Origin of the sequence: Actinoplanes xinjiangensis, assembly GCF_003148685.1 — a bacterium.
GTDB lineage: Bacteria > Actinomycetota > Actinomycetes > Mycobacteriales > Micromonosporaceae > Actinoplanes > Actinoplanes xinjiangensis.
This window is the reverse complement of sequence record NZ_QGGR01000017.1, coordinates 23553-48541: the sequence shown is the minus strand read 5'-3', so window position 1 is coordinate 48541 and position 24989 is coordinate 23553. Positions and strand designations below refer to the sequence as shown.

Here is a 24989-nt window from a genome sequence, read left to right as displayed (position 1 = left end):
TCGTCCTCGCCCGCGCCGTCGTCCTCGCGCGCGCCGCCGTCCTCGCCCTCGCCGCCGTCCTCGCCCGTGCCGTCGTCTTCGCGGTCGCCGTCGCCGTCGCGCTTGTCCTCGCCGTCGTCGTCGCCGTCTCTCGCCCGCGCCGTCGTCCTCGCCGTCGCGCTCGCGCTTGTCGTTGTCCTCGTCAGAGGCTCATCCAGCAGTAGAGATGATCACCGGCCGCACGGGCGGCACGGGCCAGAGCGACCAGCTCGGTGAGCACCGGGACGAGCGCGTCGTCCGGAGCGCCGGACCAGTGGATCTCCTCGATCCGCACCCAGCGGGCAGCCAGCTCCGGGATCCGGTCGTCGTCGACACCGGCCAGCGCGTCCCGCACCGCGTCGTCGAGCAACTCCACCCAGGGGCCCTCATGCTCCATCAGCGCCTCCCCGTCGAGCACCGGCCAGATCAGCCGACCGCCGGCCCGGCGCCCCGCCCACTCCACGCCGACGATGAACGAGCACAGCGCATCGAGACACACCGCCGGATCCAGGCCTTTGGCGTCGACCACGGCGACAGCCCACTCGTCGATGGTTGCCGGCGAGTCGCCGTCATGCCGCTCCATCAGATCGGTGACGGTCGCGGCGTCCGGCCCGCGGAAGTAGTCACACAGCACACCCATGGCCCCGGACCCTATGTCAGAGATCATGTGGCCCGGCCGGCACCCGGGCAAACACCAGGCACGCAACCGCACCGCCACTTGGACCAGCACCTGGGGCCGGCATCCGGGCCGACAGCCGGGCCAGCCGGGCCGACAGCCCGGTTGGCAGCCGGGTTGGCAGCCGGGTTGGCTTCAGTCAGGCTGGCTTCAGTCGGCGAGCCAGGTGTGCAGGCGCCCGCCGTATGGGGTGAACGCCACCGCCGCCAGCACCAGCCACACTCCGATCGCCAGGAGCGCTCGACGGAGCCGGCCCCCGTCATCATCGCGGTGGGCGGCGACCACGGCGAAACCACCGAGGAGAACGCCGAGCGTCACTACCGGGATGACGAGCATCGCGGCCACCCGGGCGATACCGAAGAGCCACGCGAACGGGTTGGTGGCCGAGTCCCAGCCGAGCGGGATGGAGTCCTTCGGGTCGCCGAGCCGGTCGAGTCCCGGCTCCAGCAGGGCGCCCCAGTCCCCGCTGCGGACGACGGCCAGCGCGAGCACCCCGAATCCGCCGAGCAGGTACAGCGTGAGCAGCAGGAACTGGGCCACACCCAGCAGCCGCGTCTTGATCATGGAGGGCAACCTACAACCCTCCACTCAGAACAGTGCCAGCGGTCCCTCAGCAACACGAACGGCCCGACGGCGAGCCGCAACAGCGTGGCGGATCCCCACAACACGACCGACCTGGCGGCGAGCCGGCAACAGCCGGGCGAGGCCCTTACGACACGGCCCGTGTCAGAACAGGGTGGGTGGGCCCTCCGGGGCGGGCGACGGCATGGGCGGAGGTGTGGGTAGTGGTTCCAGTTCGGGTACCAGCGTGCGGACCTCGTCGTGGAAGCGGCGGCACAGTTCGGGGGCGTCGGCGTTGTCGGGGGTGTGCACGAAGAACGTCGGTGAGCGGCCCTCGCGCAGCCAGCCGGCGACGATCGGCACCCAGCGGCGCCAGCCGTCGACGGTCCGGTCGGTGGCGTCGCGGCCCAGGTAGCGGATGATCGGGCGGTCGGTGAGGGCTGCGGTGCGCAACGGCATGCGGGGCTTCTTCAGCCACGCCTCACGTTCGGCGTCACTGGTCGGGGGCGTGCGGAAGAACTCGGTCGTGTCGAACGGGACCCACTCGGCGCCGGCGGTGGTGAGCAGGTCCTCGAGACGGCGCGGCTCGTGGAAGAAGGCGGGATCGCGGACCTCTACGGCGTACCGGAAGGAATCGGGCAGGCCCCGCAGGAACCGGGAGAGAGACGGCAGGTCGCCGGGGCCGAAGGATCCCGGCAGTTGTACCCACAGGGCGTGCACGCGGTCGCCGAGCGGTTCGATCACGCGAAGGAATTCCGACATGGCGGAGACGTCGGCGAGGGCGCCGCCGTGGGTGACCTCCCGTGGCAGCTTCAGGACGAAACGGAAGTCGGGAGGGGTCTGCCCAGCCCATCCGGTCACCGTCGTCAGGGACGGCGTCGCGTAGAAGGTCGTGTTGCCCTCGACCGCGTTGCACCACCCGGCATATGACCGAAGGCGATCAGTGCCGGACGCCGGGATGAAACGGCCCTGCCACGATTTCAGGCTCCACATGGCGCAGCCGACGTGCAGTCTCATCCGGCCCACCGGTCCTCGTGGATCGCGTCGGTGACCGGGCGCCGCTGCCGCCATCCGTGGCGTTCCAGATCGGGCACCTGCTCGAGATGGCTGACCGGGCCGACGCAGAGCCAGGCGACCGGCCGGATCCCGGACGGGATGCCGAGCAGTTCCTGCAGGAAGTCCTCGCGGTAGAACGACACCCAGCCGACACCGAGGTCCTCGGCGGTGGCGGCCAGCCACAGGTTCTGGATCGCCAGGCAGACCGAGTAGAGGCCGGCGTCGGCGATGGCGTGCCGGCCGAGGACCGCGGGCCCACCGCGCGCCGGGTCGTAGGTGACCACGATCGACAGACCGGCCTCCAGCACCCCGTCGATCTTGATGCGGGCGAACCGTTCGGCGGCCGCCCCGCTCAGCGTCGCGGCGAAGACGTCCCGCTCGGTGCGGACGTGCTCGTGGAAGGCCTTGCGCACCGGCTCGGACCGGATCAGGACGAAATCCCACGGCTGGGAGAGGCCGACACTGGGGGCGGCGTGCGCGGCGGTGAGGATCCGGTCGAGGACCTCGGGCGCGACGGGCTCCCCGGTGAACTCCGCCCGGACGTCGCGGCGGCGGTGGATGACGTCGTAGAGCCCGTGAATCACCGGCCGGACGGTACCAGCCCCGCCACTGCCCGCGATCAGCCGGTCACCCCGGCCGCAGCCACCGCATCCGGCCCACCGCAGCGGACCGGCTTACCGCCGGACGGTTCCGGTGGAGGCCCGGGCCACCAGAGCCGGTACGAAGGTGGCCTGCTCGTGGACGTGGTCGGGATTGGTGGCTTCGTCCAGGACGAGGCGCGCGGCGGTACGTCCCAGTTCCTGCCGTGGCTGCCGGACCGAGGTGAGGGGCACCGCCGCGGCGGCCGCGAAGTCGATGTCGTCGAAGCCGACGATCGCCAGGTCGTCGGGGACCCGTAGGCCGGCCGTGACGGCGTGCTGGAGCAGGCCGAGGGCGAGCAGGTCGTTGGCGCAGAACGCCGCGGTCGGGCGGCGCCGGGACGGCAGCCCGGCCAGCCGTTCGCCCGCCGAGCGGCCCTCGTTGACGGTGAGCGCCTCGGTCGGCAGGTGGATCAGGTCGTCCTCGGGCATCCCGAACTCGGCCCACACCGCACGCGCCCCCTGGAGCCGCTCGCGGACCTGGCCGATGCTGGACGGACCACCGACGAACGCGACCCTTCGATGTCCGCGATCGATCAGGTGCTCGACGGCGATGCGGCCACCGAGAACGTCGTCGACGGCGACCGAGCAGTGTCCGCCGGCCCGGCTGAACCGGTCCACCATGACGAACGGCAGGCCGCGCTGGGCGAGGTCGGCCAGGTGCGGGGCGTCCGGGTCGACCGGGGTGATCAGGATGCCCTGGACACGCTGCTGCAGGAGCCGGTCGAGGTGTTTGGCCTCGCGCTCGGAGCGGCCGCTGCTGTTGCAGACGAACAGGGACAGGTCGGCGTCCTCGGCGGCGGTCTCGATGCCCTCGGCGACATCGTGGAAGAACGGGTTGCCGCCGTCGAGCATCACGTAGGCCAGGGCGCGGCTGGTACCGGCACGCAGCTGGCGGGCCGACTCGTTGCGCACGAACCCCAGGTCGGCCATCGCCCGCTCGACCCGTTCGCGGGTGGCGGTGCTGACCACGGCGGGCCGGTTGAGCACGTTGGAGACGGTGCCGAGGGAGACACCCGCGGCGGCGGCGACATCCTTCACCGAGGGGGCTCGACCGTTGCGGGGCTGCTGAGTCAACACCTGGGCCTTCCTAACCGTGGTGGTCCGGTCTAACCGTGGTGGGTCCGGTTCCACCGTGGCGGCCCGGGCGTCCTGATGGTAAGCACGACGCTTGAAACATTTCAATCCCACCAGGGGCACAAAGGTGTACCAACGTGTATACCATGGTCGCCCCTGCCCACACCGGCCCCGCCGACCCCCTCAGGCGCCCTCGCCGGGTGGTCCACGAGCGGCCGCACAAGACCATCCTCTCCGCTGCGGCGAATCGGCCAGCGTCGGCGTACCGGCCGATGTCCGCCTCGGTGACCACCCCGGCGGCCCCGGCATTCCGGCCGGTGCGGAAAGACGCACGGTAAGCGCTGGACGGCCCGCGATTGCCTCGCGCCCCGCAGTCGTTACGGGATCACCCCGCCCCGCAGCCGTTACGGGCCACCTCTCCACCCGGTGACCGTTGCGCGGTCAGTGCGGCGTGCCGCGGCCCGGGCCGTCGGTGACCGCCGGGTGGGCGGAGGGCGTGGCCTGTCACGCGGTGAGGAGGGTCGCGGCTGTAGCCAGGAGCAGCAACACGGCCAGCAGCAGGCCGGATCGCTGCACCGGGGACAGCGTCGGGCCGGCGACGATCCGGTGGAGGACCGGCCCCTCCGGCGTGGCGAGGACCTCCACCACGCGAACTGCGCCCCGCCGTCCGGATCGGGCCGGGACCAGCCGGACCGGGTCGCGTGGCCGTAGCGAGTCGCGCGGGGCGCCGGTCCGTAACGAGACCGGAACCGGCGCGCCCTCGGCCGTCCGGACGGTGAACTCCCAGACGGCGTCGGCACCACCGGTCGCCGGGAAGCGTCGGTGGGCGACGGCCACGACCGCCACCAGGACCAGCGGTACGACGATCGCGGCGGTGAGCGCCCCGGCACCGACCGCACCGGTGAGGGCCCGGCCGGTCCAGGCGGCGATACAGATCAGGGCGGCCGCGGAGACGGCGACCAGGCCTGGAGCGGATCCGCTCGGCACGGTGGCGGCGGTGATCCGCACCTGCCCGGCGACGACCCCGGCCACCGGCGCGTCGGTCATGCGGCCGGGCGCAGGTTGCGGGCGTCGCAGTGGTTCTTCAGTTCGGTGGCCGGCAGGTGCCCGAAGTGCCCGGCGCACCAGGTCCGTACGGACGCCTTGTCGGGGAAGTCGCCGACCACGAACGTCACCCACAGCGGTTGACCGGCGATCAACTGCCGCTTCCCGTAGTCGGTGCTCTTGAGCAGGATCACCGGGTGGCCGGCGTCGCCGTGTTCGGCCCGGAGCCGCTGGTGTTCGGCGAGGATGTCACTGTTCTGGAACGTGTGCGATCCGTCCGCTGCGGTCTGGTACGGGTCGCTGATCCCCGGATACTTCGAGGCGATCTGGGCGACGAGCTGCCCGTCGAACGTGACGGTCGCCAGATCCTGTTCCCGGACCGCCTCCAACTCGGCCAGCGCCTCCTCCTGCGGATCGGTGGTCGCCGTGGCCTCGGTCGAGGGGTAGTCACTCGGCGTCGGTGTCGGCGTCTCCGTCGGGGTGGGGTCGGTCGTCACCGTCTCGGTCGACGTGACCAGCGGCATCGGCTCGATGACCGGGCCACTCGCGCCGTTGCGATCCGACGACCGCATCAGGACGACACCGCCGATCGCACCGGCGATCAGCAGCACGGCCAGCGCCGCGACGATCAGCGGAAGTTTGCGGTGGCTCTGTCCCGTCGGTATCGGCTGGAGCTGCTCCGGAGCGGCCGGCCCGCTCAACGCCATGGTCGTCGGATCGAAGAAGGCATCCGACGAAGGAACCTGCCGGGTCGGCTCATCACCGGGCGGGGCATCCGGCCGGTCGCGGAACAGCGGGGGTGGCGGGCCTCCGGGTGAGGCAGCCGGGCGGACGTCGAACGAGGGCGGCGGCCGATCCCCGGACGGCGCAGCGGCCCGGGTCGGTTCGTCGGGTCCACTGGCGGGCGTCGGCACGCCGTAGAAGAGGGCGTCCTGGTCCCAGTCGCCCGGATACCGATCGTGATCGGTCACGTCAGTCCTCCAGACCCGGCCGCCGGTGTGGCAGTGATCGCCGCATGTAGATCGGTGATACGCACATCACCGACGGTAGGCGGCATTCGTCCGCCGCGAAATGCACCTTCCGGGTACGGCTGACGGCCGTCCCGGCGACCCCTTCCGTCCACAGGAGCCGGTTCCCGAACCGCCGGCGGAGGGGCGGGTCGGCGACACGGTCCGTCCACAGGCGCCGCGTCCGAGCTGCCGCCCGGCGGCGCGAACCGATGCCGCCCGGCGGCGCGAACCGATGACGGTCGGCGGCGCGAACCGATGACGGTCGGCGGTCCACGGCTGCCGGCGCACGAAGCGGGGCCGGTGGCGCAGCGGAACGGGGTGGACGGCGGCGGTAGCGGCGCAGCCGGGAAGGGGGTGGTGCGGTCGGGTGGGTGTGGTTCGTACCGCTGCGAATGGGGGTGGGAAATGCGGTGCGGCGGCGGATCGCCGGACACTATGGTCGGTCGGTGCCGAGGTTGCCGGTTGCCGGAAGTGCGGAAGCGTTCGACGCCCTCGATGAGGGTGCGCTGCGGCCGGGGGCCGACGCGCTGCTGCGCGATCTCGGGGTGGACCCGGCGGGGGCCGAGCGGTTCGCGTCCGGCTCGCTGCCCGTCTATGCCTGCGGTGAGCTGGTGCTGAAGTTGTTTCCGCAGGTCTACCGGTCGGAGTTCCCGGTGGAGTCGGCGGTTCTGCGGTCGGTTCACGGACGGCTGCCGATCGCGACGCCCCGGGTGGTGGCGGCCGGTGAGCGGGACGGCTGGGGGTACGTGCTGATGAGCCGGATGCCGGGCGTGCCGCTGACCGGGGTGTGGAACCGGATCCCGCCGGGCGACCGGGACCGTCTCGCCGACGACCTCGGGACGGCGGTGGCGCAGTTGCACGCCCTACCGCTGCCGGAGCTCGACGGGTGGTGGCCGGCCGACTGGGACGAATTCGTGGCCGGGCAGCGGGCCGGATGTGTGGCGCGACAGCGCAGCCGGGGTCTGGACGGGGCCTGGCTGGAACGCATCCCGGAGGCCCTGGACGTCGATCTGTCCGATCGGCGGCGGGTGCTGCTGCACACTGAGATCATGCGTGATCATCTGCTGGTGTCGCCGGGCCCGGACGGCCGCTGGCGGTTCAGCGGGCTGATCGATTTCGAACCGGCGATGCGCGGCGCCCCGGAGTACGAGTTCGTCGGCGTGGGCTGTTTCGTCGCCGAGGGTGACGGGCGGTTCCTCGGGCGGTTCCTGCGCGCCTACGGGCATCCGGCCGACGACGGGTTCCCGCGCCGGATGATGGCGTGGTCACTGCTGCACTACTTCAGCAACCTGCCGGCCTGGATGAAACGGCTGCCCGCGGGGTCCTCGTTCGACGAGCTGGCCGCGCGCTGGTTCGGTGTGGCGTGAGCGTGCTGCGGGATGCCACGCCCGCCGACGTCGAAGCGATCATGGACGTTCAGCAGGAGGCTTCGGTCCGGGCGCTGTCCGGGATCTTCCCGCAGGACCGTTACCCGTTCCCGCGGGCCGAACTGACGGCACGCTGGGCCGACGAGATCGCCGACCCGACGGTGCGGGTGCTGGTGATCCTCGCGCACGGACAGGTCGCCGGATACGTCGCCGTCAAAGACGATCAACTGCTTCATTTCGGTACGGCCACCAGCACCTGGGGCACCGGCCTGGCCGCGGCCGCGCACGCCGAGATCCTCGAACTGTTCAGTGGCGAAGGCCGCCTGTGGGTGCTCGCCGGCAACCGCCGGGCCCGGCGCTTCTACGAGAAGATGGGCTGGCAGGCGACCGGCCGGTGCGTGCCGGAGGACTTCCCGCCGCACCCGGAACTCGTGGAATATCACCTCCCGGCCGGATCCCGGCGGTCGTCCCCGGCACACGACGCCACGTAGACGACGTCCGGCCGGCCACGCTCCACCGGGACCCGCACCGTACGGACCGGTCCCACCAGTCGGGTCAGTGTGGCCGCGAACCCCGGCTCCGCCGACGCGCTCCCCACCGCCAGCACCCCGCCGGGCAGCAGATGTTCACGCAGCATCGCCAGGCCGGACCGCCGGTACAGCCGGGTGTCGTGGTCGAAGACGGTCCACCCCGGACCGTTGTCGACGTCCAGGCAGATCGCGTCGAAACGATCACTGGTGCCGGTGAACCACACCGCCAGGTCGGCGGTCACCACCCGCACCCGCGGATCGTCGAGCGCGCCCTCACTGAACGGCCGCAGCACCCCCCGATGCCACGCGACGACAGCCGGCTCGATCTCCACGACGATGATCTCGGCAGCGTCCGTACGCACCGCCTCGGCCAGCGAGAACCCCACCCCCAGCCCGCCGATCAGCAGGCGCGGCCGCGGTCCCGTCGCGGCCAGGGCCGCCCGCACCAGCACCCGCTCCGAACGGCCGGACCGCGTATCCATCAGGAAGACACCGTTACTGATCAGTTCGAAGTGCCCGCCCCGGCCGCGCAGGACCAGCTCCCCCCGGTCGGTGAAGACCCGTTCCTCCATGGGCGGCAAGCCTACGCACCAGATGCATCAGCGTCGATGAGATACGGTGACTCATCGTGAGCCCCGACGACGGTATGACGGTTCCCGATCACTGCGTCCAGGCCCTCGACCGGGCCCGGCGCCATAGCATCGACACCACCGGAGCCCTGGCCGTCGCCCACACCCGCGACGGCGGCACCGACCTCTACCTGCTCATCTACCCCGACCGACTGGAACTCGCCAGCACCGGCGGCCTGATGCGCACCGGAGCCGGCCGGGAACAGGTCCCCCTCACCGCCATCGACGACGTGACCGCCCGTGATCGCCTGCTCCGTTCAACCGTGGAGATCACCACCGGCGGGAACACGCTGACCTTCCGTGCCGACAGGCGCACCGCCGCCTACCTGACCGCCCTGATCCGGGACCGGATGACCGCCGCCCCCGACCACACCGCCCTGCTCCACCACCTGACCGAACTCCACACCGCCGGCATCCTCACCGACGACGAGTACGCCGCCAAACGCGCCGCCCTCCTCGGCCCCTAACCCAGGGCCGCGATCAGCTCCTCCGGCGGTGTGCTCTGGGGGCGGTCGCTGACCTGGCCGTCACCGATCTCGATGATCCGCCAGCGGCCGTCGGTGCGCAGCGCCAGATCGACGGTCACGAACGGCAGATCCACCCCGCCGAGATCGGGCAGCTCGACATCGTCCGGCGGCAGCTGCTCCGGAGTGTCCGGGTGCGCCGTGACCAGCCGGCACACCCCGCCGACCCACCACGTGCGCACTTCGGCGCCGGTGAACGACTCGAAACGGCGTACCACGAAACCACCGGTGAAACCGTCGCCCCGCAACTCCCGGAACCGGCTCGCCACCGCCCACGCCGCGTCGCTGTCGGCGATGTCCGGCAGATACGCCGCCTCGTGCCAGTAGTGCTTCATCGACTTCGTGAAGTCCCGCAGCACCGCCGGCCCGCCACCCAGCTCGGCGCAGGCCCGCCGGAACGCCTCCCGGCCGTCACCGACCGTCCACACCGACTCCGGAGTGTCACCGGCGACCGCCGCATACCAGCCGGGCAGCTCGTGCGCCCGCCGATACTCCCCCGGCCCGGTACGCAACGTCACCCCGCGGGCGGCCAGTGCCCCCGCCATCGCGGCATACCGGTCACCGTCCAGCATCCAGCCCCGGTAGACGGCGTCGGCACCGGCGGGAACCCGCGCCACCCCGCCGTCGGCGTCACCACCCGCCACCGCGTCATGGTCGACGAACGCGACCTCCATCCCGGCGTCCCGCGCGGCCCGGGCCTCGTCGGCGAAATGCTCGTCCGGGCGGCGCGGACGCAGAACATCAGAGGGCACCAGCAACATCACCCGAGCATCATGCCGGATCCGCCGGTTAGCCTGCGCCCATGCGGCGGACCCTGCGCGTCGGCGCCTGCCAGACACCGGAACTGCTCGGCGACGTCCCGGCGGCACTCACCCTGATCGAGTCGTTCGCGGCCCGCCCCGAGGCGGCCGGTCTCGACGTGCTGCTGTTCCCGGAATGCTTCCTTCAGGGCTATCTGCCCACACCGGAGCACCTGTCCCGGACCGCGTTCGACCTGGCATCCCCTGAGTTCGCTACGATCCTGGCCCGGCTCGCGCCGATCCGGCCGACCCTGATAATCGGCATGATCGAACGACGGGACGGCGCCTGGTTCAACACGGCCGCCGTGATCGCCGGCGGAACAGTGCTCGGCGCCTACCGCAAAACCCACCTCATCGACGGTGAGCGGGCCTTCACGGCGGGCACCGGCCATCCGGTCTTCGACGTCAACGGGGTCCGCTTCGGCATCAACATCTGCTACGACACCCGCTTCCCGTCAGCGGCAGCAGCGGTCGCCGCCCAGGGCGGCCGGGTCCTGCTCGTCCCGTCCCAGAACATGTTGCGCCACCCCTCCGCCGAACAGTGGAAACCACTGCACAACACCATCCGCGCCGAACGCGCCCGCGAGACCGGCATGTGGGTGATCTCCGCCGACGTCACCGGGCGGCGCGGCAGCGAACGCATCGGGTACGGGCCGACCAGCGTGATCAGCCCGTCCGGCGCGGTCGTCGCGCAGGTCGAAACCCTCACCGTCGGCATGGTCACCGCGGAGATCCCCCCGGAGTGAACCGCCGCCGGAACGCTCCTGGCCGGGCGGGTGCAGAAGGCCATCGGGATTCGGGGGCGGCGACCGTCGCCCAGTCATCGAACCCACGGTGAGATCTCGCCGTCGGTCCCGGCCGCACCTCAGCCACCGCATTCCACCCGCAGGAGTTCTGCCGCGGTTCGGGTCATCCACGCCACACTCAACCCTGACCCGGTTCTCCTGCGGCCTGATCAAAACCGGCCGTCATCGCGAATTCCGCGAGGCCCAGCAACAGGCCGCTGCCCGCGACGCCCAAGGCCTCAAGGCGTAACCGGCTGGGAATCGGCCGGGCCTTCTGTGCCGGGCCGGACGGAACGCAAGGACCTGACGGGGTCGCACTGACCGGACTGCCACACGGACCGAACGGGACGCAGACCGTAAGAGTCCAACGGCCGAGCCGGTTGGGGGCGGCCAGCTGGTGGACCGGACGGTTCAGGCGCGGACGGATGGGCGGGCCAGTGGGGCGAGAGCGGCGAGCAGGATCAACGCGGCCGGTGCCAGCGAGTCGGCGTCGATGAGCATCGCCGCGATACCCGCGCCGAACAGCAGCGGACTCCAGGCCGGGGCGCGCCGGGCCGCGACCAGCAGGCCGAGGATGGTGAGCATGCCCAGCGCGAAGAGCAGCGGCCCGGCGATGCGCACCGGTGTCGGTGCCGCCTCACCCGCCGCGGTCGAGAGGAGCCCGGTGACCGTCCAGACGAAGCAGACCGCACCGGCGACGGTTGCGACGGCGGCCAGCGCCGCCACTGCCCGGGCACCGGACGGCACCAACGGCCGAACCGCCGCCGCCAGCACCCCGAACAGGACCATCGAGGCGAACAACGCCGGGAGAGCGAGATTCCACGCAAGACCTTGACGGTACGTGCCGTCGAGGCCGTCGAGCAGCCGCAAGAGGCCATACGCCATCAACAGGATCGGCGCGCCCACAGCCGCACGGCGAACCATGGCGCTGCTCCCCGTCGTGTAAACGCGCGAACCCACGCCGCCACCGGGACTCACGTCACCTCCCGACGCCCGGACACCCCCCGGACTCTGCGCCTCGCCCGACTCCCGAAAGGGGCCTGGGATTTGGGTGTTGTCCGAAGCCCGAAGCGGGCCCGAGATCCCGACACCGTCCGAAGCCCGAAGCGGACCCGGCGCCCGGAGACCGTCCGAAGCCCGAAGCGGGCCAGGAATCCGGAGGCCACCTGAACCCCGAAGCGGGCCCGGGACCCGGAGTCCACCTGAAGCTCGAAGCGGGCCCGGCGCCCGGAGACCGTCCGAAGCCCGAAGCGGGCCAGGAATCCGGGGGCCGTCCGAAGGCGTGAAGCCGTTCGAAACCGTGCCGGTGTGCGGGATCGTGACCCTGCCCGGAACCGTGGCGGTACCCGGGATGGTGCCGGCTTCGAACGGCTTCACGCTGTCCGGAACCATGACGCTCTTCGATGGCCTGGTCCGACTCGATGGCATGCTCCCGACCGTACGGCCGGGCGGCAAATCCCTGGTTCCGGCGCTTTCCCTGGCGTTACCCCGGTTCCCTTCTCAGGGCCACACCCCACAACCCCTAAGGCATCCTAGAACCCATCCTGAATCTTCCAGTCATCCCGCATCTTCAGCCTTCGAGCCGCTCCCCGACATAGCGGATCGCCGGGGCGGTGAAAGCGCGAGATCGGCAGATATCCGGGCCCGACAGACAGGCGGAAGCAAAGGGTCACCGACAAGGGCGCATGAACGAGGTGAGGCAGACCCACAGAAGAACGAGCGAAGCGGACGAACGGCGAGGCGACAACGAGTCAGCGGAGAGACCCGGCGGGGCAGTGCGGAGCAACAGGCCGACGGAGACATCCAGCAGGCACAGCATCGAACAACGAGTCAGTGGAGCGAGGCGGCGGCCACAGCAGAGAGCAACAAGTCAGCGGAAAGGCCCAGCGGCCGAAGCAGGGAGCAACAAGTCAGCGGAAGAACCCGGCGGCCACAGCAGGGAGCAACGAGTCGCCGGAATGACCTGGCGGCCACGGCGGGGAGCAACGAGTCGGCGGAAAGACCCGGGGCGCGGCATGGAGCAACAAACATCCAGCAGGCACAGCATCGAGCACCGGGTCAGCGAAGACCCCCGCCCTCCTCGGCGGCTGCGGCGGCAACGCAAGCACGGCATCGAACAACGGGCTTGGCGGAGAGACCAGGAACCGCCGGACGAAGCAGGGAGCGACGCGTCGGCGGGGAACCGGCGGCGAAGCGAGGAGGGCGAGCAGGCGGTGGAGCGGCCGGGCGGTGCGGGGCTTACGCCTGAATGGAGAGCCTTTCCCCACCGCGAACACCTTCTCCTAGTAGGCAGATAGGAATGATATGCTCGGCGCTTCCTCGGTGAGAAGGAGTGAGGCGGGCGTGGGCACCCTTAGCGAGCAGGCAGCCGAGGAGTACGTAGCGGCGCGGGCGTTCTCGCCGGGGCTGCCCGGGTTCGTCGGGATAGCTGTGGATCTGCTGGTCGATTCGGCTTGGGCGCCGTCCGGGCGGAGGCCGCTGCGGCATGGGTTCCTGGACACCCGCTCGCCGCGGGTGGTCGTGGTGAGTGGGCCGCCGTCGCCGGGGATCGAGGTGGCTCTGCGCCGGATGAGTGACGACCTGGCCGCCTCCGGGAGGATCGTCGACAGGCACCGGCTGACGGTTCTGTCGCAGGCCGGCGGCACCGTGCATCCGGACGGGCCGGCGCATGCCCTCGGCACCGGGACGGCGGGCATCCGGGTCGGTCTGGAGGCGGGGCTCGACGGCGGTGGGCCGCTCGGGCTGTCACGCCGCTGGGAGTTGGCGCACACGCTGGCGCCGGTGCTGGCGGCCGCTTTTGCGAACTCGCCTCTGCGGCACGGCCGGCCCGCCGGGTGGCGCAGCGTGCGCCAGGCACTCCGCCGTGACGCGCCGGTTCGCCCGTTGCGCGGGGGGCCACGGGAGGGTTGGGCGGCGTACGTCATGGATGCTCCGGGAAACGCCGGGCTCACGCCGCGGCAGAGGATCCGGGCCGGTGGGCGCCTGACCGGCGCCGACCTGGACCGGCACATCGCCGGGCTGCGGCCGCCGGTGGCCGCTCGCGGCCATCTGGAGATCGACGCCGTCGACGGGCAGCCCGGGAACGGCTGGCGTATTCCGGCCGCGGTGACGGCGGTGCTCCTGGATGATCCGCGTGCCGCCGAGGAGGCCGCCGAGGCTACTGCCCGGCTTACCGGCGAACCCGCGTTGTGGGAGCGGGCGGCACGCGACGCGCTCACCGATCCGGTGCTGGCGGCGGCCGCGCGGGACTGCTTCCTGGCCGCTTATGCGGCCCTCTCCCGGCAGGGTGTCTCCCGCGAGTTGCGCGATGCGGTCGCAGAATTCACCGAGAGGTACGTGTGCCGCAACCGCTGCCCCGCCGACGACATCCTGGACGGCGTGGTCGCCCATCCCTGACCACGGCTGCTACCCCTTGCCACGCAGCCAACGGCACCGCAGTCGCGGGACGCAGGATGGGTTCGGTCCGGTTTGTCGCACGGTCGCTGTCCGGTTGATCCCACCGGGGCGGGTCGCCGTCCGGGGTGCCGCTCGGCGTCCGTGGCGCCGGTCACGATCCGCCGATGGCTGGCGCCCCTGCCCCGCGTCAGCAGCGACAGCAGCGACAGCAGCGACAGCAGCGACAGCAGCACACACCAGGCGATCGTGTGCCCGGATCGTCGCTATCACGTAGCTGGAAGCACACGAGCCGCCGATCGTGACCGCTCATCGGGGCTATGACCAGGGCGAGAGCACACGTAACGCGATCGTGGACGCTGGACGTCGCCACCACGCGACCGGAAGCGCCGGAGCCGCCCACCGTGATCGCTCATCAGGGCTACGGACAGCGGCGAGAGCACACGCAAGGCGATCGTGGACGCTGGTCATCGCTATCACGGGGCTAAAAGCGCACGAGCCGCGGATCGTGATCGCTCATCGAGGCTTCGACAAGGGCGAGAGCACACGTAACGCGATCGTGGACGCTGGTCATCGCTATCACGGGGCTAAAAGCGCACGAGCCGCGGATCGTGATCGCTCATCGGGGCTATAACCAGGGCGAGAGCACACGTAGCGCGATTGTGGGCGCTGGTCGTCGCTGCCGGCGCTGATCTCCCCCTGATCACCGCTCATGGAGGCGTTATGCCACGGCAGCGGATGGCAGTCCGGTGACCGCTATGGCGTGGACGCCAACTCCGGACGCGAACCTGGGGCGGCTTCCAGCGGTGCGATGGGCGGCGGAGATGCCTCGGCCTGCTCTCCGGCAATGACGGGCAGCGCGTGCGAGGACACGGCCGGCGGCGCGGACGGGTGGCGCGGGTTGGCGGAAGAAGGAACCGTGGCCGCCGCGGACCCGGTGACAGCTGGGGAGTGGGTGGCCACCGAGGGCAGGACGGCGCCCGAAGAGAAAGCGGCCCCAGAAGAGCACGTGGCGACCGAAGACAAAGCGGCACCCGAAGAGCAAGTAGCGCCCGAAGACGGAGCGGCGGCCGAAGAGGAGGCGGCGGCCGAAGACGGAGCAGCGGCCGAAGAGAGGGCGGCGGCTGAAGAGCAAGTAGCGGCCGAAGACAGAGCGGCGGCCGAAGAAGGGGCGGCGGTTGGGGCCACGGTGCGGGTCGCCTCGGTGGCGAAGTGGGCGGCTACCTCGATGGCGCTGACCACGGTGGCGTGGCGTTCGCCGGGCCGGACGCGGCGGGAGGCGGCCAGGTGGGCGCGGAGTTGGAGCATCCGGGCGATGCAGTCGTCGAACAGAGTGAGCATCTCGTCGTGCACGTGGACATCCCTCCCGTTCCGGGCGGGCCGCCGGGCAGCAACGATCCAGGACGGGTCAGGGAAGCGTGCCCCGCGACGCGGCGAGTGGGTCTGATCGTAGGTTCCGCAGTGACCGGCAGGCGCACAGTTCGGTAACCACCTGTCGAGAATACGTTTACGGATCGTTTTCCGGGGCAGCACTGTCAAGTTTTGGGATGGTCGGACCAAAGCCCGCAGGACCAGCTCTTTAAACCTCACGGTTGACAGTCGCCGGCGAGCGGTATACGTTGGGTTTCAACCAGGAAGTTGAAATGAGGGGCTGATGTCGGCGGACACGATGGAACGGGTCTTCGGCGCTCTCGCCGACCCGACGCGGCTCGACATGGTGACCCGCCTCGCCGGTGGCGACGCGACCGTCAACCAGCTCGCCGAGCCGTACCGGATGTCACTTCAGGCGGTCTACAAACATCTGCGCGTCCTCGAAGAGGTCGGTCTGGTGAGCCGCCCACCCGGCCCGCAGCCCCGCGTGGTGCGCCTGGAGACGGAGGTGTTCGACCGGATGGAAGCGTGGATCGAGCGATACCGGCGGCGGGCCGAGGAGCGCTACTCGAGGCTCGACGCCGTGCTGGCGGAGATGAACGCGGAGACGGACGACGACAGCAACACCACAACCGAGAGAGAGGACCCGTCATGACCGAGACGACCATCGAGGCCGACCCGAAGCTGCCGATCATCCGGCTGACCCGCGACTTCGCGGCGACCCCGGCGCAGCTGATGCGGGCGCACACCGATCCGGAGCTGTTCGCGCTCTGGGTCGGCCCGGACTCGCTCGTCAGCAAGATCGACTACTGGGACGCCCGGAGTGGCGGCAGCTGGCGCTACGTGGCCGGCCGCGACGGCGAGGAGTTCGCGTTCCACGGCTCGTTCCACCACGTGGGGACCGACCGGATCGTGCAGACCTTCACCTTCGAGGGCCAGCCCGAGGATGTCGCCCTGGAGACCCTGTGGTTCGAGGACCTGGGTGACGGCCGGACCCGCCTGCACGCTCAGTCGCTGGTGGACAGCTTCGAGGGCCGGGACGCCTGGCTCAAGAGCGGCATGGAGGTCGGCGTCGAGGAGGGATACGCCAAGCTCGAGCGGCTGGTGGCCGAGGACCGCATCTGAGCGGCCGCGTCCTCCGCCTCGTGGCGGACCAGGACGGCCCGGACGTCGAGGAGCTGATCGGCCCGCTCCCGGGCGAACCGGTCACGTTCCCAGCCGGGCACGGCACGCACGGCGGCGAGCTCGGCGTCGACGTCGGCGACGGCCATCCGCAGCGGGTTGGGCGCCGGGTCGACACGCTCGTTGAACCAGGCACTGATCCACTTGAACATGCTCATCCCCCGATACGACCGCTCCACAGCGGAGGCGACCATATCGGAGATCGTCGTCACAGTGAACACCGGGACGGGGGCGCGTCGGATCGATCGGCGCGCCCCGTACCGATTAAAGGGGTTTTGCCGCGAAGAGCTGGTCGAAGACCGCGACCCGATCGAAGGTCATCGCATGCTCGCGTGCCCGGATCTCCAGGTCTCGCCGCTCTTGCGGGGACATGTCCAGAACGACCCGGTCCACCGCGTCGGCGAGCCCCGCGATGTCGCCGGCCTCGACGATGACCGCGGCGTCGCCGACCGCTTCCAGGACACCACCGGTCGTGGTCGTGATGATCGGCCCGCCGCCGGCGAGGCCCTTCTCGGCCAGGGCGATGCCGAACGTCTCGACGAAGTCCGGCTCCGGTTTGGTGGGCAGCGCGTACGCCGCACAACCCGCCATCAGCAGCGTCTTCTCGTCGTCGTCCACGTCGGTGAGGAACACGATCCGGTCGTCCTCCTTGGCCATCGCCTGCACGTGCTCCAGCGCCGGGCCGGTGCCCGCGACCACCAGTTTCACGTCGTCGCGGCAGCGCATCTGGCCGTACGCGATGATCAGGTCGTAGATGCCCTTCGCCCGGGCCACCCGGGACAGGAAGAGGACGTAGCGATCGCGTTTCAGGCCGCGCCGTTCGAGGGCCGCGTCGACGGCCGCCGGGTCCGGGTCGACGAACGCGGACGAGTCGATCGGCGGGTAGCTGACGGTGACCCGTTCCCGGCACTGGCGGGCGAACGCGGTGCCGCAGTGCGCGTCGACCTCCTCGGCCGAGGCGATGATCTCGTCGCGGGTGTACTCCGAGACCGCCACCACCTCGTCGCTGGCGAGGAAGGTGGTGAGCAGCACGGTCGCCGCGCCGAACCGGCCCTCGCGCAGGCAGTTGCGGATGACGTTGGTGACGTCCGAGCCGACCGCCTTGGCGATCGTGTGCACCTGCGGGTCGAATCCGGCGGCGCGGGCCGCGGTGACCGCATCGTTGATCACCTGGGTGTGCGGCACCAGGTACATCGACAGGCAGACGGTGGGCACCGGCTCGGCGAGCAGCTCGACCAGCCGGCCGGTGAGCCCGGCCAGGTGGCGGCCGTCCGGCACCCGGTAGTCGCCGACCGCCTCGGGGCGCTCCACGGTGATGCCGGGGCTGTACGGCAGGAGGCGGTCGAGTGGCTTGAGGGGCAGGCCGGCCGCCTGAAGGGTGGGGATCGGCCAGGTGAGCAACCGCACGTCGTCGAAGCCACGGGTGAGGGCCACCTCGGCGAGGTTGCGTGCCTCGCCGGAGTGCCCACAGATGACCGGATCGGCGCGTACCGCGATGACCAGGCGGCGGGTCGGTCGGCTCATCGTTGTTCCTTAGGGTGGGAATCTGAGAGGGATGGCGGCCGGATCCCGTGTCCCCAGGTGGAGGGCTCGGGGCCCAGTCGCAGGTGCAGCCGGCCGCCTTGATGGACGTCGGCGGCGTTCAGGTGGGTGGCGTGCAGGGGTCTCCCGTCGAGGGTCGCGGACTGAACGTACTGGGGCGCCGGTTCGCGGTCGATCCCGTCGACACCGATCGGTGAATCTCGATATCCGGAGGTCTCGATCACGAACTCACCGCCCTCCACCTCGATGGCGGCGCGCTCGAAGGCGGGAGCGTTGACCAGGAACAGGTTCTGGCCGGCGACCGGGAACAGGCCCAGTGACGCCCAGACGTACCAGGCGCTCAGGCCACCCGAGTCGTCGTTACCCGGCAGGCCGCCCGGGCCGGTGCCGAACTGCCAGGTCAGCGCCGAGTTGACGATCTCGGCGGTACGGTCCGGGCGCCCCGAGTAGTGGTACGCCCAGGGCGCCTCCATGTCCGGCTCGTTGTTGAGGCCCTCGAACCGGTTCAGTGCGTAACCGGCGGCCATCTCGGCCGGGTCGGGGCACCGGCCCGGCTGCTTGACCGGGGCGGCGCCGTAGCCGAAGAACCGGTCCAGCATGAAACTGAACGCGGCGTCGCCACCGGCCAGCCGGATCCGGCCGGCCATGTCGTGCATTAGGCGGAACGAGTAGTTCCACTTGCCGCCCTCGTAGAACTCCGAGTCGCGCAGCAGGCCGGTACCCGGGTCGAACGCGTTCACCCAGTCGCGGCTGCGCCGCTCCAGGTCGGCGGCGAGACGGTGGTCGTTGAGGGCGCGGGCCACTCCGGCGGTGCAGTGGTGGGCGTACGACAGGTCGAGGGTGTGCGTGATCGGGTGCACCACCCCGTGCTCCCAGAAGTCCTCGCCGTAGAGCCGCCGCAGGTCGTCGACCATGTGCACGAGCGCCCACGTCCAGTCGATGCCGGGCCGTCCGAGCGCCTGCATGTCGGCGAGAGCGGTGTGGGCCAGCGCGCTGGCCTGCCGGAAGAACCGGTCGGCGCCACGGGCCATCCGGTAGCCGATCGGGAAGTTGCCCTCCTCCTCGCAGACCCGGATCAGCGACTCCAGGATGGCGGCGTAGCGGTCCGGCGCGATCGCCGACAGCAGTGGCATCTGCGTCTTGTAGATGTCCCACATGGTGCAGATGTCGAACGCGTACGGGCCGGGGTCGGGCCAGTTGGGGCTCTCGTCGTCGGCGATGCACGGCTTGATCAGCGAGTGGTAGAGGGCGGTCGCCATCACGGTGCGCCGGTTTTCGGTGCCGCCGTCGACCCGGATCCGCCCGAGGTGCTCGCGCCAGCGGTCCCGGGTGCGCGCACGGACGGTCTCGAACGCCGGCTCCCCCGAACCGCACTCCCGTTCCAGATTGGCGCGGGCCTGGTCGCAGCCGCGCAGCGAGAAGCCCATCCGGACCTCGATCGTCTGCCCGGCCCGGGACGGTCCCATGAAGAGCATCCCGAACGGGCGCAGCGTGGTGTGCCGGATGCTGTCGAAGTCCAGGCGGGTGCCGCCGGGGATGAGCCGCCGGTCGTACCAGAGCATCTGCCGCCAGCCGGGGCTGTCCACCTCGATGTGGACCGACAGCGGGATGCCCTCCATGACCACGGTGCCCTGGGCGCGGCCGTGGCCCATGCTCTCGGCCTGGGCGCGCAACGGGACGGTCCGGCCCAGATCTATCGCCAGGCCGCCGCAGGACAGGTCGATGACGACCCGGGCGCTGTGGTGGTCGGGGAACGTGTAGCGGTGGACCGCGACCTTCTCCCCCACGGTGATCTCGCAGCGCACACCGGTGTCCAGGTTGGCCGCGTAGTACCCGGCCTCGGCCCGCTCGTCCTCCAGCGGCCACGACTGGCCGAGGTCGTCGAGCGGCTGGACCATCGGGGTGACCCGCACGTAGTTGTAGTACTTGCGGATGGCCCCGGTACCGGACTGCTGGAAGTGCGTGAACCCGGAGGCCTGGTGCCGGTCGAACATCTCCTCCGGCACGCCCTCGGTGTTCTTGGCGTACCGGCCGTAACCGGTCGGGTACGCCCCCGAGTACGCGCAGGCCGAGACCATGCCGAGGGGGGAGGTGGCCCCGGGATGGGTGTTACCCACCTGCGGTTTCGGCCACCACCAGGTGGCGGCCAGACCGTGTGCCCGGGGCAGGTCGGTGGCCGCTGTACCGATGAATGGATCAACATTGTCGAGGATGGCCGGACTCTAACCGGCCATTACCGTCCCCATGGTTTCACGCAGGTGAACTCCCTCGAAGGTGGCTTTCTCGAAGGACTTGCGCAGCATCACGTCGAACTCCGCGGCCGGTAGCGGCCTGCTGAGCAGATATCCCTGCACGGCGGGGCATCCGGCGGCTTTCAGCGCGTCCCAGTCGGCGGATTCCTCCACGCCCTCGGCGATGGTGGACATCCCCAGCGAGTGGGCCAGCCACAGCACGGCCTGGATGATCGACGCCTTGCGCTGGTCCTCGGCCAGGCCGGCCACGAACGAGCGGTCCAGCTTGACGATGTCGGCGGGCAGCGACTTGAGCCAGGTCAGCGAGCTGTACCCGGTGCCGAAGTCGTCCAGGGCGATACGCACGCCGAGCTGCTTGAGCGAGGCGAGCCGCTCGCTGACGTCGACGGTCGAGGAGAGCAGGGCGGTCTCGGTGATCTCCAGGACGATCCGGGACGGGTCGAGCGTGGGCACCCCGGCCAGCACGCTCGCGACCATCGGCACGAAGTCGGGCTCGGCCAGCTGCCGGGGGCTGACGTTGACCGAGACGTAGCCGAGCCGGCCCGACCAGTGCAGCAGGTGGTCGATGGCCGACCGCAGCACGTGTTCGCCGAGCGGCACGATCAGGCCGGTCTCCTCGGCCGCGCCGATGAAGTGGAACGGGCTGAGGATCTCCCCCTCCGGGGTGCGCATCCGGACCAGCGCCTCGGCACCGGCGATCCGGCCGGTCACGGTGGAGACCACCGGCTGGAACCAGAGCGGCAGGGTGATCCGGGGGTCGCCGGCCAGGGCGCGGCGGACCCGCGCCTCGGCGGCGATCCTCTGCTGTACGGGCACGCGCAGCTCGTCGGTGAACACCTGGACCCGGTTGCCGCCGGCCCGCTTGGCCGCGTACATCGCGGTGTCGGCGGCCAGCACCACCTCGTCGGCGGAGATCGCGCCGGACGCCGTGGTGACGCCGACGCTGCAGGCGACCGGCAGCTCGTAGACGCCGACCGCGAGCGGCTCGGCCAGGGCGGCCAGGATGCTGTCGCCGACCCGTACGCCGGTGCCGGCCGGCCCGGTCAGCGCGACGATGAACTCGTCACCGCCGAGCCGGGCGAGCAGCGCGCCGGACGGGACCACCTGGGACAGCCGGCTCGCGAGGGCGCGCAGCACGTCGTCGCCGGTGGTGTGCCCGGCCCCGTCGTTGATCGACTTGAAGCGGTCCACGTCCAGGTAGATGACGCTGACCGGCTCGCTGCCGATGGTGAGCATCTCGGTCAGGTCGTGCTCGAACGCCTTACGCGACAGCAGGCCGGTCAGCGAGTCGTGCCGCACCTGGTGGCGCAGCTCGGCCTCGTGGTCGCGGACCGCGGTGACGTCCATGCAGTGCACGAAGATCAGCCGCAGGCTGCCGTCGCGGTCGTAGAGGCCGGTGGCGTGGGTCTGCGCCCACATCAGGGCACCGGTGTCGGTACGCAGGTACTGCCGGGTCACGGTGACCGGCTCGCGGCTGCGGGAGAGGATCTCGCCCATCCGCGGCTCGTCCGGCATCATCGGGCGCAGCGGCAGGTCACCGACGGAGAAGTCGGCGGGCAGTTCGGCGGGCAGCCGCAGCCAGCCGCGGTAGGCGCCGTTGCTGCGCAGCAGCCGCCCGTCCGGGCTGAACATGGCCATCGGCACCGGCGTCTCGTCGAAGGCGACGCTGAGCTGGGCCTGGCTCTCGCTCAGGTGCTCCTCGGCACGCTGCTCCTCGATCTCGTTGAACCGCCACGCGACCAGCTGGAAGGACGCGGCGGCCAGCACGGCCGCACCGTGCAGCAGCGCCCACACCAGCGGGTGCTGCTGCGCCGAGTCGTGGCCGAAGGTGTGGTCGGCCTCGACCAGCCCGAATCCGGCGTGGTGCAGCGTGGTGCCGACCAGGAAGCCGCCGAACGGCGCCCAGTCCCGGTAGAGGGCGAGGGCCGGGATCAGGATGAAGAACGCGAAGTGTGCCTCGGTGAGGCCGTGGCACAGGGCCACGAACCCGCCGCAGGCGGCCACGAAGCCGAGCGCGACCGCGAGTGACCGGGCCCGCCGGTGGCGCAGCACCGCGGCCGCGACCACGGCGGGCAGTACCAGCCCGTCGGTGATCAGCAGCTCCGTCGCGTACTCGCCCTTGAGGACGCCGAACACGGTGAGGAACACCATGCACAGGGCGAGCAGCACCGTCAGCAGCCGATGCCGGCCCGCCCAGTCCTCGTCGTTGAGTCTCCCACCGGTCGGAAGCCGGTCGCGGAGCCTCGCCATCCACGTCGCCACGAGTGCAGCATCGGCCGCCGGGGGTGCCGATCACAGGATCGCCGGGTTGTAGGTCAGGTGCGAACCGTCCCGAGCACCGCGGCCAGCGCCGTGACGGCCCGGTCCACGTCCTCGCCGGTGCTGCCCACGCCGAGACTGATCCGCAGCAGGCCGGGCCCACCGTCGCCGCACGTGCCGGTCCGGTCCGTCCCGGTCAGGCGGCGCACCAGCGGGTGTGCGCAGAACTGGCCGGCCCGTACGCCGATGCCGTGCTCGCGGCCCAGCCGCCGGGCAACCTCGGCCGGGTCGTGGCCGGGCAGCGCCAGCGACACGATGCCGACCCGCGGGTGGTCCGGCCCGAACAGGCTCACCTCGACCGCGCCGGGCACACCCGCCAGCCCGTCCCGCAGCCGGGTCAGCAGTCGCTGCTCGTGCTCGTGCAGGGCGGCCCGGCCGGCGCCGGTGAGCGCCTCACAGACCGCGGCCAGGGCCACGGCACCGAGCAGGTTCGGGGTGCCGCCCTCGTGCCGGGCGGCACCGGTGGCCCAGGTCAGATCGCCCGGGCGGTCCCCCACCGCGGCGCTCGCGCCACCACCGGCCAGGTACGGCTCGGCCACGTCCAGCCAGTCGGAGCGGCCCACCAGCACCCCGGCGCCGAACGGCGCGTACAGCTTGTGGCCGGAGAAGGCCAGGTAGTCGGCGCCGAGGTCGTCGAGGTCGACCGGGACGTGCGGGGCCAACTGGGCGGCGTCGACGATCACCCGGGCGCCGTACGAGTGCGCCACGTCGGCCAGTTCACGCACCGGCCACACCTCGCCGGTCACGTTGCCCGCCCCGGTGACGGTGAACACGACCGGCCCGGTCAGCCCGTCCAGTGCGGTCTTGAGGGCGATGACCAGGTCGTCTGGTGAGCAGGGGGCGGACGGGACGGGCAGGCGCAGCGGGTTCGGCCAGGGCAGCAGGTTGGCGTGGTGCTCGCCGTCGAACTGCACGGTGGTGGTGCCCGGCGGCAGGGCGCGGGCGAGCAGGTTGAGGGCGTCGGTGGTGTTGCGGGTGAAGATGACGGTGTCGCCGGAGCGGGCGCCGGCGAACTCGGCGACCACGTCGCGGGCCAGCTCGTAGGCGAGGGTCGACGTCTGCGACCGCACCCCGGTGCCCCGGTGCACGCTGCCGTACCGGGGAAGGAGCCCGGCGACGGCGTCGGCGGCCGCCCGCACACACGGGGCGGACGCCGCGTAGTCGAGGTGGACGAAGTCGTCGTCGTCACCGATCACGTCGAGAGGGGAAGATGGCATGACCGCGCCTCCACGGGTTCGCCGTTTGCCGCTGCCGGACGGCAGCGGCCCGGTCCTCACCCGGGGCACCCCGTCGCGAACGGAGGGTTGCCGGCCAGCAAGCCGGGGCTACGCGCTGGCACTCATGACCTGCAGCCGAAATTAGCAGACGTCACGTCCGGCGTCCATTTCCCACGCTGAAAGTAGGGATTACAGTCTTGATCCATGACGACCTCGTTCCAGCAGCGGTGGGACCAATGGCACACCGAGCACGAGAAGCGGCGCGCCGATCCGCACGGCTTCCTCGCCATCACCGGCCTGCACTGGCTCACCGGGACGCCGCAGAGCTTCGCCGACGCCCCCGGCGCGTGGAGCACCGGGCCCTCCGGGGTCACCGTCGCGCTCGGTGCCGGTGAGTCACTGGTCACCGATGCCGGGACGATCACCGGCACCCACACGTTCGAGCCTCTGGCGGAGCGCGCCGACCGGGTCGTCGAGCACGGCGACGTCCGGATCGAGATCGCCCGGCGCGGCGGCTTCGACGTGGTGCGGCCGCGGAACCCGGCGAGCCCGGTGCTCGCCGCCTACACCGGCACGCCCGCCTACCCGGCCGACGAGAAATGGGTGGTGACCGGGCGTTACCTGCCGTTCAGCGAACCGGAGCCGATCACCGTGGGTTCGGTGGCCGAGGGCATCGAGCACGTCTACGAGTCGCCGGGGCGGGTCGCGTTCGAGATCGGCGGGGAGCCGCTCACGCTCACCGCGTTCAACGGGACCACGCCGGGATCGCTGTCCGTGCTGTTCACCGACGCGACCTCGGGGCTGACCACCTACGCGGCCAACCGGAGTCTGGCCGTCGCGGCGCCGGCCGCCGACGGCACGGTCACGCTGGACTTCAACCGGGCCACGAACCTGCCGTGCGCGTACACCGAGTTCGCGACCTGTCCGCTGCCGCCGGCCGGCAACCGGCTGGCCGTCGCGATCGAGGCGGGCGAGCGACTTCCGGCGTAGGGTCCCTC

The 24989-nt window shown here is 71.2% G+C and carries 23 protein-coding genes and 1 riboswitch; of the genes, 9 read left to right on the top strand and 14 right to left on the bottom strand.

All coding sequences use genetic code 11. The features are described 5' to 3' along the window. Window positions 1-181: 181 nt before the first annotated feature. The 7 genes from BC793_RS31645 to BC793_RS31615 all read right to left on the bottom strand — a co-directional run bounded on the left by BC793_RS31645 (window position 182) and on the right by BC793_RS31615 (window position 6041). On the bottom strand, window positions 182-658 hold the full coding sequence (locus BC793_RS31645) for a hypothetical protein (protein WP_109599213.1): 477 nt from the start codon (window positions 656-658) through the stop codon (window positions 182-184). A gap of 186 nt (window positions 659-844) precedes the next feature. Continuing rightward, a complete protein-coding gene (locus BC793_RS31640) occupies window positions 845-1258 on the bottom strand; it encodes a hypothetical protein (protein WP_109599211.1) in 414 nt (137 codons plus the stop codon). 162 nt (window positions 1259-1420) lie between these two features. Next, window positions 1421-2272 carry a DUF72 domain-containing protein gene (locus tag BC793_RS31635; RefSeq protein WP_109599400.1) on the bottom strand — a complete coding sequence of 284 codons (852 nt, stop codon included), beginning with the start codon at window positions 2270-2272 and terminating at the stop codon, window positions 1421-1423. Continuing rightward, window positions 2269-2892: a 5,6-dimethylbenzimidazole synthase gene (gene bluB, locus BC793_RS31630; protein ID WP_109599398.1), complete on the bottom strand. Its 624-nt coding sequence runs from the start codon at window positions 2890-2892 to the stop codon at window positions 2269-2271. Before bluB ends, BC793_RS31635 begins: the two co-directional genes overlap by 4 nt. Window positions 2893-2985: 93 nt before the next feature. Further along, window positions 2986-4029 (bottom strand): LacI family DNA-binding transcriptional regulator, encoded by a 1044-nt coding sequence (locus BC793_RS31625; RefSeq protein WP_239170401.1) that lies wholly within the window; start codon window positions 4027-4029, stop codon window positions 2986-2988. 501 nt (window positions 4030-4530) lie between these two features. Next, window positions 4531-5073: a hypothetical protein gene (locus tag BC793_RS50350; RefSeq protein ID WP_170167300.1), complete on the bottom strand. Its 543-nt coding sequence runs from the start codon at window positions 5071-5073 to the stop codon at window positions 4531-4533. Further along, window positions 5070-6041, bottom strand: coding sequence for a hypothetical protein (locus BC793_RS31615; RefSeq protein ID WP_109599207.1), 972 nt, complete (start codon window positions 6039-6041; stop codon window positions 5070-5072). The genes BC793_RS50350 and BC793_RS31615 overlap by 4 nt, the downstream gene beginning before the upstream one ends. A 485-nt stretch (window positions 6042-6526) precedes the next feature. On the opposite strand from BC793_RS31615, the gene BC793_RS31605 reads away from it, so the two are divergent. Together BC793_RS31605 and BC793_RS31600 are read left to right on the top strand one after the other, a co-directional pair. Beyond that, a complete protein-coding gene (locus BC793_RS31605; protein ID WP_203896420.1) occupies window positions 6527-7447 on the top strand; it encodes an aminoglycoside phosphotransferase family protein in 921 nt (306 codons plus the stop codon). Continuing rightward, complete coding sequence (locus BC793_RS31600; protein WP_109599201.1) at window positions 7444-7938, top strand: GNAT family N-acetyltransferase; 495 nt, start codon at window positions 7444-7446, stop codon at window positions 7936-7938. Before BC793_RS31605 ends, BC793_RS31600 begins: the two co-directional genes overlap by 4 nt. Here BC793_RS31600 and BC793_RS31595 read toward each other — a convergent pair. Further along, complete coding sequence (locus BC793_RS31595; protein ID WP_109599199.1) at window positions 7887-8549, bottom strand: spermine/spermidine synthase domain-containing protein; 663 nt, start codon at window positions 8547-8549, stop codon at window positions 7887-7889. The genes BC793_RS31600 and BC793_RS31595 overlap by 52 nt on opposite strands. Before the next feature lie 56 nt (window positions 8550-8605). On the opposite strand from BC793_RS31595, the gene BC793_RS31590 reads away from it, so the two are divergent. Beyond that, window positions 8606-9073 (top strand): SHOCT domain-containing protein, encoded by a 468-nt coding sequence (locus BC793_RS31590; RefSeq protein ID WP_109599197.1) that lies wholly within the window; start codon window positions 8606-8608, stop codon window positions 9071-9073. On the opposite strand, the gene BC793_RS31585 is transcribed toward BC793_RS31590, so the two are convergent. Further along, a complete protein-coding gene (locus BC793_RS31585; protein WP_109599195.1) occupies window positions 9070-9891 on the bottom strand; it encodes an ATP-grasp domain-containing protein in 822 nt (273 codons plus the stop codon). The genes BC793_RS31590 and BC793_RS31585 overlap by 4 nt on opposite strands. Window positions 9892-9932: 41 nt before the next feature. Between BC793_RS31585 and BC793_RS31580 the strand changes: the two genes are divergently transcribed. Beyond that, window positions 9933-10676: a carbon-nitrogen hydrolase family protein gene (locus BC793_RS31580; RefSeq protein ID WP_109599193.1), complete on the top strand. Its 744-nt coding sequence runs from the start codon at window positions 9933-9935 to the stop codon at window positions 10674-10676. A 450-nt stretch (window positions 10677-11126) separates the two neighbouring features. Here BC793_RS31580 and BC793_RS31575 read toward each other — a convergent pair whose 3' ends face one another. Beyond that, window positions 11127-11639: a hypothetical protein gene (locus BC793_RS31575; RefSeq protein WP_146246515.1), complete on the bottom strand. Its 513-nt coding sequence runs from the start codon at window positions 11637-11639 to the stop codon at window positions 11127-11129. 1419 nt (window positions 11640-13058) lie between these two features. On the opposite strand from BC793_RS31575, the gene BC793_RS31570 reads away from it, so the two are divergent. The 4 genes from BC793_RS31570 to BC793_RS31555 all read left to right on the top strand — a co-directional run bounded on the left by BC793_RS31570 (window position 13059) and on the right by BC793_RS31555 (window position 16604). Continuing rightward, window positions 13059-14111: a glutamate-cysteine ligase family protein gene (locus tag BC793_RS31570; protein WP_239170400.1), complete on the top strand. Its 1053-nt coding sequence runs from the start codon at window positions 13059-13061 to the stop codon at window positions 14109-14111. A 916-nt stretch (window positions 14112-15027) separates the two neighbouring features. Next, window positions 15028-15555, top strand: coding sequence for a hypothetical protein (locus BC793_RS31565; RefSeq protein WP_146246514.1), 528 nt, complete (start codon window positions 15028-15030; stop codon window positions 15553-15555). A gap of 207 nt (window positions 15556-15762) precedes the next feature. Further along, window positions 15763-16134 (top strand): ArsR/SmtB family transcription factor, encoded by a 372-nt coding sequence (locus BC793_RS31560; RefSeq protein ID WP_109599185.1) that lies wholly within the window; start codon window positions 15763-15765, stop codon window positions 16132-16134. Continuing rightward, entirely contained in the window at window positions 16131-16604 is a 474-nt protein-coding gene (locus BC793_RS31555) for an SRPBCC domain-containing protein (protein WP_109599183.1), read from the top strand. Before BC793_RS31560 ends, BC793_RS31555 begins: the two co-directional genes overlap by 4 nt. Window positions 16605-16925: 321 nt before the next feature. Here BC793_RS31555 and BC793_RS31550 read toward each other — a convergent pair whose 3' ends face one another. Genes BC793_RS31550 through BC793_RS31535 form a run of 4 tightly spaced genes read right to left on the bottom strand, consistent with a single transcriptional unit; the run spans window position 16926 to window position 23991 of the window. Then, a complete protein-coding gene (locus BC793_RS31550; RefSeq protein ID WP_109599181.1) occupies window positions 16926-18185 on the bottom strand; it encodes a glycosyltransferase in 1260 nt (419 codons plus the stop codon). After that, window positions 18182-20416, bottom strand: a complete 2235-nt coding sequence (locus tag BC793_RS31545; protein ID WP_109599180.1) for a glycoside hydrolase domain-containing protein — start codon at window positions 20414-20416, stop codon at window positions 18182-18184. The genes BC793_RS31550 and BC793_RS31545 overlap by 4 nt, the downstream gene beginning before the upstream one ends. Before the next feature lie 9 nt (window positions 20417-20425). Next, a complete protein-coding gene (locus BC793_RS31540; protein ID WP_239170397.1) occupies window positions 20426-22717 on the bottom strand; it encodes a putative bifunctional diguanylate cyclase/phosphodiesterase in 2292 nt (763 codons plus the stop codon). A 53-nt stretch (window positions 22718-22770) separates the two neighbouring features. After that, a complete protein-coding gene (locus BC793_RS31535) occupies window positions 22771-23991 on the bottom strand; it encodes an aminotransferase class V-fold PLP-dependent enzyme (RefSeq protein WP_109599178.1) in 1221 nt (406 codons plus the stop codon). A 16-nt stretch (window positions 23992-24007) separates the two neighbouring features. Then, a riboswitch (SAM riboswitch) is annotated at window positions 24008-24121 on the bottom strand. A 74-nt stretch (window positions 24122-24195) separates the two neighbouring features. On the opposite strand from BC793_RS31535, the gene BC793_RS31530 reads away from it, so the two are divergent. Then, window positions 24196-24981, top strand: a complete 786-nt coding sequence (locus tag BC793_RS31530; protein WP_109599176.1) for a DUF1684 domain-containing protein — start codon at window positions 24196-24198, stop codon at window positions 24979-24981. Window positions 24982-24989: the final 8 nt, after the last annotated feature.

Excerpts from the sequence above, each read along its gene's own strand:
- BC793_RS31645 (WP_109599213.1), bottom strand. The coding sequence starts at position 658 with ATGGGTGTGCTGTGTGACTACTTCCGCGGGCCGGACGCCGCGACCGTC.
- BC793_RS31640 (WP_109599211.1), bottom strand. The coding sequence starts at position 1,258 with ATGATCAAGACGCGGCTGCTGGGTGTGGCCCAGTTCCTGCTGCTCACG.
- BC793_RS31635 (WP_109599400.1), bottom strand. The coding sequence starts at position 2,272 with ATGAGACTGCACGTCGGCTGCGCCATGTGGAGCCTGAAATCGTGGCAG.
- BC793_RS50350 (WP_170167300.1), bottom strand. The coding sequence starts at position 5,073 with ATGACCGACGCGCCGGTGGCCGGGGTCGTCGCCGGGCAGGTGCGGATC.
- BC793_RS31595 (WP_109599199.1), bottom strand. The coding sequence starts at position 8,549 with ATGGAGGAACGGGTCTTCACCGACCGGGGGGAGCTGGTCCTGCGCGGC.
- BC793_RS31585 (WP_109599195.1), bottom strand. The coding sequence starts at position 9,891 with ATGTTGCTGGTGCCCTCTGATGTTCTGCGTCCGCGCCGCCCGGACGAG.
- BC793_RS31580 (WP_109599193.1), top strand. The coding sequence starts at position 9,933 with ATGCGGCGGACCCTGCGCGTCGGCGCCTGCCAGACACCGGAACTGCTC.
- BC793_RS31575 (WP_146246515.1), bottom strand. The coding sequence starts at position 11,639 with ATGGTTCGCCGTGCGGCTGTGGGCGCGCCGATCCTGTTGATGGCGTAT.
- BC793_RS31560 (WP_109599185.1), top strand. The coding sequence starts at position 15,763 with ATGTCGGCGGACACGATGGAACGGGTCTTCGGCGCTCTCGCCGACCCG.
- BC793_RS31555 (WP_109599183.1), top strand. The coding sequence starts at position 16,131 with ATGACCGAGACGACCATCGAGGCCGACCCGAAGCTGCCGATCATCCGG.
- BC793_RS31550 (WP_109599181.1), bottom strand. The coding sequence starts at position 18,185 with ATGAGCCGACCGACCCGCCGCCTGGTCATCGCGGTACGCGCCGATCCG.
- BC793_RS31535 (WP_109599178.1), bottom strand. The coding sequence starts at position 23,991 with ATGCCATCTTCCCCTCTCGACGTGATCGGTGACGACGACGACTTCGTC.
- BC793_RS31530 (WP_109599176.1), top strand. The coding sequence starts at position 24,196 with ATGACGACCTCGTTCCAGCAGCGGTGGGACCAATGGCACACCGAGCAC.